Source organism: Mesorhizobium sp. M7A.F.Ca.CA.002.15.2.1 (assembly GCF_003998715.1).
GTDB lineage: Bacteria > Pseudomonadota > Alphaproteobacteria > Rhizobiales > Rhizobiaceae > Mesorhizobium > Mesorhizobium ciceri.
Genome location: NZ_RZPI01000923.1, coordinates 1 through 1,663, shown reverse-complemented (window position 1 = coordinate 1,663; position 1,663 = coordinate 1). Strand labels below are relative to the sequence as shown.

Here is a 1,663-nt window from a genome sequence, read left to right as displayed (position 1 = left end):
GTGCGGCGCGGGGGACTTCTTTTCGCGGCAGTTTTGGTTCTGGTGGCCAGCCAAGTGTCGGCGGCCGGCATCGACCTAGCCAAACCTTATGGCAACAAGTCCGGCTGCATCAACAAGAACGGCCAGGAAGTCTACGCCGAGGACATGCTGCTTCTAACCAACACCGACTTCATCACGGCGACGAGCGCTTGCACCTTCACCGGCAAGAGGGTCCAGGCCGACGGCTCGCTTGTGGTGAAGGCGGAGTGCGAGGCCGAAGGCGAAGAGGGCAAGTCGCCCGCCACCTTCATCATCAAGCACAGCACCAAGAACGCCAAGAAACTGGTGATCGCGGATGCGGACGGCACCGTCTATGGGGAAGTGTCTCGGTGCCGATGATTGCCGAAGCTGGCGGGCGCAAACCTCTAGCAATTGGCCGACGGGCGCCTAGCCCGGCGAAGTCAGCTTCCGGCGACCAGCGCATCCAGTTCCGGCAGCAGGACGACGCTCTCCTGTTCGTTGGGATCGGTGCGCGCAATGACGGCAGAGGACGGGGCGCCGCTCAGGTTGGCCGGCAGATGCGGCACGCCGGCGGGGATGTAGAAGAGATCACCGGCCTTGACGACGATATGATGCTCGAGCCGGTCGCCATACCAGGTGTGAACTTCGCCGGAGAGCACATAGATCGCCGTCTCGTGGCTCTCGTGCATATGCGCCTTGGCGCGGGCGCCGGGCGGCATGGTGAGCATGTGCATGCAGATGCCGGAGGCACCGACGGTCTCGGCGGCAATGCCGGCGAAATAGGTCAGCCCCTGCTTGCCTTCATAAGTGCTTTCAGGGCGGATAAGATGACAAGTGGGTTTAGGCGACATCGGGGAAACTCCGGGCGTCGATCGCGTGGGACAAGGTCAGAGGGACAGGGCCAAATGGGACAGGGCAAGTGGAAAACAACATCGCGATAAAAGCAATCGGATTCCAGCCGCCGCGGGAACGGAAACAGGCAGGCGGCAACCGATGACGGGGAATTCGCCAGCCGTCGTCGCGGCAAGCAAACTCGGGCTGACTTTCCAGACCAATGACGGGCCGGTGCAGGCGCTGTCCAATGTCGATCTCACCATCGGCAAGGGCGAGTTCGTCTCCTTCATCGGGCCTTCGGGCTGCGGCAAGACCACGCTGCTGCGCGTCATCGCCGATCTGGAGAAGCCGACCTCGGGGGCGATTTCCGTCAATGGCATGACAGCAGAGCAGGCGCGCGAGAAACGCGCCTATGGCTATGTCTTTCAGGCGGCGGCGCTGTTTCCGTGGCGGACCATCGAGCGCAATGTGGGGCTGCCGCTGGAGATCATGGGCCTATCCAGGGCGGAGCAAGGCGAGCGGATCAAGCGCACGCTCGGCCTCGTCAACCTCTCTGGATTCGAGAAGAAATATCCCTGGCAGCTCTCGGGCGGCATGCAGCAGCGCGCCTCGATTGCCCGTGCGCTGGCCTTCGACGCCGACCTGCTGCTGATGGACGAGCCGTTCGGCGCGCTGGACGAGATCGTGCGCGACCATCTCAACGAGCAGCTGCTGGAATTGTGGGGACGCACCAACAAGACCATCTGCTTCGTCACCCACTCCATTCCGGAGGCCGTCTATCTGTCGACGCGCATCGTCGTCATGTCGCCGCGCCCGGGCCGTGTCAGCG

General features: G+C 63.1%; 3 protein-coding genes. 2 read left to right on the top strand and 1 reads right to left on the bottom strand.

From position 1 onward, the window contains the following. Complete coding sequence (locus ENZ74_RS31160) at positions 1-378, top strand: hypothetical protein (protein WP_027160665.1); 378 nt, start codon at positions 1-3, stop codon at positions 376-378. 62 nt (positions 379-440) lie between these two features. On the opposite strand, the gene ENZ74_RS31155 is transcribed toward ENZ74_RS31160, so the two are convergent. Next, entirely contained in the window at positions 441-851 is a 411-nt protein-coding gene (locus tag ENZ74_RS31155; RefSeq protein ID WP_013530912.1) for a cupin domain-containing protein, read from the bottom strand. A gap of 142 nt (positions 852-993) precedes the next feature. On the opposite strand from ENZ74_RS31155, the gene ENZ74_RS31150 reads away from it, so the two are divergent. Beyond that, positions 994-1,663 (top strand): ABC transporter ATP-binding protein (locus tag ENZ74_RS31150; RefSeq protein ID WP_164761361.1); only part of this gene is annotated, 670 nt, incomplete at its 3' end.

Excerpts from the sequence above, each read along its gene's own strand:
- ENZ74_RS31155 (WP_013530912.1), bottom strand. The coding sequence starts at position 851 with ATGTCGCCTAAACCCACTTGTCATCTTATCCGCCCTGAAAGCACTTAT.